The 5,067-nt window shown below is 41.4% G+C and carries 6 protein-coding genes and 1 pseudogene; 2 read left to right on the top strand and 5 right to left on the bottom strand.

Annotation, left to right across the window (positions count from 1 at the left end; all coding sequences use genetic code 11):
* Positions 1–544: 544 nt before the first annotated feature.
* Both Q0852_RS23240 and Q0852_RS23235 read right to left on the bottom strand, forming a co-directional pair.
* Positions 545–679: a hypothetical protein gene (locus Q0852_RS23240; RefSeq protein ID WP_299022723.1), complete on the bottom strand. Its 135-nt coding sequence runs from the start codon at positions 677–679 to the stop codon at positions 545–547.
* 212 nt (positions 680–891) lie between these two features.
* A complete protein-coding gene (locus Q0852_RS23235) occupies positions 892–1,431 on the bottom strand; it encodes a hypothetical protein (protein WP_299022722.1) in 540 nt (179 codons plus the stop codon).
* Between the two features lie 274 nt (positions 1,432–1,705).
* Here Q0852_RS23235 and Q0852_RS23230 point away from each other — a divergent pair, with 274 nt between their 5' ends.
* Positions 1,706–1,942: an RNA-binding protein gene (locus tag Q0852_RS23230; RefSeq protein ID WP_299022721.1), complete on the top strand. Its 237-nt coding sequence runs from the start codon at positions 1,706–1,708 to the stop codon at positions 1,940–1,942.
* A 662-nt stretch (positions 1,943–2,604) separates the two neighbouring features.
* On the opposite strand, the gene Q0852_RS24020 is transcribed toward Q0852_RS23230, so the two are convergent.
* The 3 genes from Q0852_RS24020 to Q0852_RS23220 form a co-directional block, all read right to left on the bottom strand.
* On the bottom strand, positions 2,605–2,826 hold the full coding sequence (locus tag Q0852_RS24020) for an HNH endonuclease (protein WP_367278187.1): 222 nt from the start codon (positions 2,824–2,826) through the stop codon (positions 2,605–2,607).
* A gap of 122 nt (positions 2,827–2,948) precedes the next feature.
* The gene (locus tag Q0852_RS23225; RefSeq protein ID WP_299022718.1) at positions 2,949–3,245 is read right to left on the bottom strand and encodes a hypothetical protein; all 297 of its coding nucleotides are present in this window, start codon (positions 3,243–3,245) and stop codon (positions 2,949–2,951) included.
* A 152-nt stretch (positions 3,246–3,397) separates the two neighbouring features.
* Entirely contained in the window at positions 3,398–3,925 is a 528-nt protein-coding gene (locus Q0852_RS23220) for a hypothetical protein (RefSeq protein WP_299022716.1), read from the bottom strand.
* Positions 3,926–4,297: 372 nt separating this feature from the next.
* Between Q0852_RS23220 and Q0852_RS23215 the strand changes: the two are divergent.
* Positions 4,298–4,990: pseudogene (locus tag Q0852_RS23215) on the top strand (transposase); the annotation flags it as partial.
* Between the last annotated feature and the right edge of the window lie 77 nt (positions 4,991–5,067).

Below are 5,067 nucleotides of genomic sequence, written 5' to 3'. Positions count from 1 at the left end.
ACGCATGACAAGGTCATTGGTACATTCAGTGAGCGAGAATTCTACAAATGAGAGTTCAACAAGTTGGCGTCATGACCCAATTTTGATAGTTTTCTTTCGATGATATTTCTGACATTTCCAACAGCGTATACTGCTATAAAATCAAGCGTGCTGCGGACAAAACCCACCAATTTTACAGTTCGTTATACCGAGAAGCGTTCAGTTATATCGCCTGAAAAATTCGGCTTGATAGCCGCTAAGCTTGACCCACAAACCTTGAAGCAAAAACCACGTTGCCTGTGCTTTTAAGCCATAACGCCGGGCATAAGGTGCACCAACACCGAGCCAACCAAGCGTACCGAACTCCATACCAAAACTGCCGAGTGTAACGTGTCACCTTGATGCCTTTGTTAGGCATTTCCATGTGCGCTGTCCGAACTTGGGAGGTGAACTCTCAACGCATCCCATCTTCAAACATGGGATACAACAACCTCGAAATTGTATTTCCCCATGAACTATCAACGATTTGAACCAAATACATTTGCATGACAACCTGATGAGGAGTTCATTTAGGCTGCATCACCGGATTGATAGCCAAAGAAACCGACAACCCTTTCACTGCATTGTAATGATGAATAATGCGGTGGTTCATTGCCAGAGTTAAAGGCAGCAATAAATCAGATAACCTGCGTTTCGCCATACTTTATGGACAGCCTTGCGATGAAAGAATGACCTTTGTGGCATCGTTCTTGAGCGAAGAAATAACCAATAAAAACAGAGTGGCTTTTCAGCATGCCTAACGCTAAGCACATGCGCCCGTTACCACGCAGATACCAAAATTGGCTACCATAAACACCATAGCCAATTCATACTAAAATTGTTGAGTGTAACGGGTCGACATGGTGCGATTTGTTAGTTTTTCAATAAACTAGCAAAATCAGGATGATTTACGGCTGTTTTAATCAAATCCTGAACTGCCGGAGTAAGGGCATCTGCAGTTGCATTACAAGCCGTAATTGCATCAAAACCACTTTTAAATGTGTATTTGTTGCTTGTTTTTAAAGAGCTTCCATTAGATGACTTTAAGATAACACCAATATCCCAATACCCATTTGTTAATCCTGATGTCGATGAAAACTCAATGTTAGTTATTTCTCCAGTAATTTGACTTCCAGTTGGTGAGTAAATATCAGCCATCTTAAATTCATCATTTATCGCTTTCGTAATAAACTCTGGAATCGTTAAACTATCAGCTGGCTCAATCGGCCCCATAAGGCGACAGTTTGCATCAAATGATGCATTTTGAGTGAACGAAGCCACATTAGCTTTCGCACCTTCAAACGTCTTTAGCTTTTGTATATTATCAACTGACGTTGAGTATCTTGGTGGTTGCATGGTTGAACATGCGGTTAAAGTTAAACTACATACTGCTACTGCAAGAATTTTCTTCATTTTATTTCCTTATCACTTTTAAAAAAAACAATCTTATAGAAGGGAAACTAACGCCTGCCATAAGGTGCGCAACGGTGAACTCACCAAACACACCAGACCTCATACCAAAACCGCCGAGTATAACGCGTCACCTTGATGGCTTTGTTATAAGCACGCTGCACATATTACAAGCAGAGTTCTATGCTAAGTTAGTCACGACTTGGTTTACCATGCTTGTTCTGTGATAATCCATCGCAAACTACACTATATTCACTATTTAAGAATACGGCTACCCATGAAACTATTAGTTCGAAACCTTGCACGTACAACAACTGAAACTGAGCTAAAGGCCATTTTTGAAGCTCACGGTACAATTGAATCTTGTAACCTCGTTTTAGATCAGGAAACAGGAAAATCCAAGGGTTTTGCATTCATTGAAATGCCAGAAGAGAATGAAGCTAAAACTGCCATTTCAACGCTTAACGGTACCAAAATCGCGAAAAGTAAAATTCGAGTAAAAGAAGCTGAGTAATCGTTAATTACTAGAGGTCAGAACAGTATTTTTCTGACCTATTTTATGAAACAAACATCTTCGCTTTGTGCTTATAACGCCTGCGATAAGGTGTGCCCCACTAAAGCAGCAAAGCGCACCGAACTTCTAACCAAAACCGCCGAGTGTAACGCATCACCTTGATTGCCTTGTTATGCCTCACCAAAAACGCTTCCCTATCATGGCAGAAAAACAAGCCACGCGTGATGCCCTACGACAAAACTTACAACAACTACCAGCTAAATATGCCCACTGACTTTCAGCGACTTTGAGCACACCAGATTTGCATGACAACAAATGCGGAGTCACACAGGCTGCAAGCACCAAACTGATAGCCAAGGGAAACACCGCTTCAACCAAAGGACGCATCAAGTTAAGCATGAGCCAAACAACTCGAAACTGATGGCATCAAATATATTAACAACCGATATTTCGATGAACTCAAGGAGCAGCCGGTTGATGAACGAAATTGCCAGAGAGATGGTGTTCATGTGCGCGAAAGCTTTTGAACAGAAAACACTTAGCTTTTAGGGGCATAACGCCGGGCATAAGGTGCGCCACGACTAACCAACCAAGCGCACAAAACTCCATACCAAAACCGCCGAGTGTAACGCGTCACCTTGATGCCTTTGTTAGCTGCTAACTTATATGCGATTACCCTTTGAAAGATTACAACGCTCACATAACAATTGAAGATTACGCACTGTATTACTACCACCTTTTGAAAACGGCACAATGTGATCAAAGCATAACTTTACTTTGGATTCACATTCTACGCATCGACCTCCATCACGTTGCCATACTTCTCGTTGTACAGCTCGAGGAATAGCCTCCCGTCTTGCCTTAACTGGTTTGGGCTTTGGCATAGCGGATGTATCTACATGAATTAGGTTTTCCTCTGAGATTTGCTCCTGCGGCTCATCAATTTTTGGGTTGGCTTTTAGTTCAGGCAAAGGTGCAAATGACTTAAAAGCCTTAACATAAGAAACTAATTACTGGTAACAATGAGTTTCAGCGCAGGTTTTCCTCGTTCTAAACCAGGTGATGGATAAGTATTGCTATGGCGACCTGATTCAGCAGGATATTCAAGGGCTATTTCGGGTAGAGACTCCGTATCTGGTGGATATGGCAGCCATACAAAAGCATGATCTTCCTTGTTTGGCTGATCAGTTTGAACTACCAGACCCAAATTGCTTCCAACATTCCACGCTGTAACTTTTACTGTTTGTCTTGCTGGAATTCCAAATTCGTTAGTTATTCTTTCTATGACTTTATTTTTGAACATCAAACTTCCTTAATACTCTGAACTCGGACAGCTAACGCCTACAATAAGGTGTGCAAACACTTAACTAGCCAAGCGCACTGAACTCCAAACCAAAAATGCCGAGTGTAAGGCATCACCTTGATTGTATTGTATGGCCAATACGTGCATTACAATCATGAGAACTCACATTTTGGTGACCAATTAGACAGTTCAATGATCCTTACATCCTTTGGTGGGCATATTGCTTGTAACTTCTCTACCACATCCTTATGAAAATACGTATGAAGAGAACCGATTGAAGGCTTGAATATCAAACGCTTATCGAGAGGAATATTATTCAATTTTTCTAAGTTTAATGTTTCAGCCTCAATACATTCAATTATGTTATAACAGTGTATGTATAGATATGGTTTATGCCCAACGTTTGCTGGTACTACTGATGTTTTATGAAACCCACCGTTGTTAAATAACTCTTGGTACTTAGTTGAAAAAAGCATTTCACAATCTATAGATATATCGAAATTGACCTCTTTTTTGACCAACGATGCAAAATCTAAACATTCGAATTGTGCTGCTTTTTCAAACACAAGCTCACGATCTAATTTTATATCGAGAGACCTTTCATCCTCAAAGTTGATCACATAATCAACAACATCGTAGTCGGTAGCCAACACAAAGTACTGTTTTTCAATTGGATCCATGTTTTCCCTTTTTATTGAATCACAAATCGTAACTTTAAAAAATTGCCGAAGCTTTCAGTTCATCTTGGCATAACGCCTGCGATAAGGTGTGCCCCACTAAAGCAGCAAAGCGCACCGAACTTCATACCAAAACCGCCGAGTGTAACGGGTCACCTTGATTGCTTTGTATGGATAATAAAACCGACTTGAGGGTAAAGTGAGACCCAGGCTTTAGCGGCAACTAGAGCCTTCTATACAGTAGTTCGATTGATTGCTGGCTCCTCTGTCGAGAGACCGATAACAAACATGAACACTGTATAGGACTCCAAGCATAACACTCGGATAGTCTACTGGGTCTCGAACCCGCATTACGCAATGCAGAGTTAGCTTATTATGAACACTTCAGCTATTCAAAACATTAACATCGGTGTCGATACCGGAAAGTCTCAACTCGATATTTATATCCGACCACTCGACATCTTTTTCTCTGTTTCTAACGACGACAAAGGGATTAAACAAGCCATCAAAACCATCAATCAATACGCACCACAACGGGTCGTTATTGAAGCTACTGGTCGATTAGAAATGCCCTTCATTCTTGCTTGTGCTGACGCCAATATTCCATATGTCATCGCTAACCCTATTCACGTTAAACGCTTTGCCGGCGCCATCGGCCAACGAGCAAAAACCGATAAGCTTGATGCTAAGCTTATCGCCCACTATGCCGAAGCGATACAGCCCGCGTTAACCAAGCTCAAGCCAGATTCCATGCGCCTTATGGCGGATTTAGTCATCAGAAGAAATCAGCTTCTCTCGATGCAAACCATGGAGAAAAACCGACTCCAAATTATGCCTCAAAAACTGGTAATGACTATCAAGCCCATCCTGACGGCATTTAAAAAACAGATAGAAAAAATCGAAAAGAAGATCGTTGACCTTATTGAAAACTGTCCCGAATATCAGGCTAAAAATGTAATATTACAAAGCATGCCAGGGATCGGTAAAATCGCCGCCGCTTCTATCATTAGCAACCTTCCCGAGCTTGGCTATATCACCAATAAACAAGCCGCTGCCCTCGTCGGAGTCGTAAGCGCCCATTTCGCCCCGCATTCTTTTTAAAAGAAAAGATTGGTATTGATAAAGCTCCTTTATAAATGGAGCTA

The organism is uncultured Photobacterium sp., from assembly GCF_947502415.1.
Taxonomy (GTDB): Bacteria; Pseudomonadota; Gammaproteobacteria; order Enterobacterales; family Vibrionaceae; genus Photobacterium.
The sequence above is the reverse complement of the archived record's forward strand: the minus strand, read 5'-3'. Positions and strand labels throughout refer to the sequence as shown.

Bases quoted from the DNA above. Each gene is read 5' to 3' on its own strand.
- Q0852_RS23225 (WP_299022718.1), bottom strand. From the start codon at position 3,245: ATGTTCAAAAATAAAGTCATAGAAAGAATAACTAACGAATTTGGAATT.
- Q0852_RS23220 (WP_299022716.1), bottom strand. From the start codon at position 3,925: ATGGATCCAATTGAAAAACAGTACTTTGTGTTGGCTACCGACTACGAT.
- Q0852_RS23235 (WP_299022722.1), bottom strand. From the start codon at position 1,431: ATGAAGAAAATTCTTGCAGTAGCAGTATGTAGTTTAACTTTAACCGCA.
- Q0852_RS23230 (WP_299022721.1), top strand. From the start codon at position 1,706: ATGAAACTATTAGTTCGAAACCTTGCACGTACAACAACTGAAACTGAG.
- Q0852_RS23240 (WP_299022723.1), bottom strand. From the start codon at position 679: ATGGCGAAACGCAGGTTATCTGATTTATTGCTGCCTTTAACTCTGGCA.
- Q0852_RS24020 (WP_367278187.1), bottom strand. From the start codon at position 2,826: ATGCCAAAGCCCAAACCAGTTAAGGCAAGACGGGAGGCTATTCCTCGA.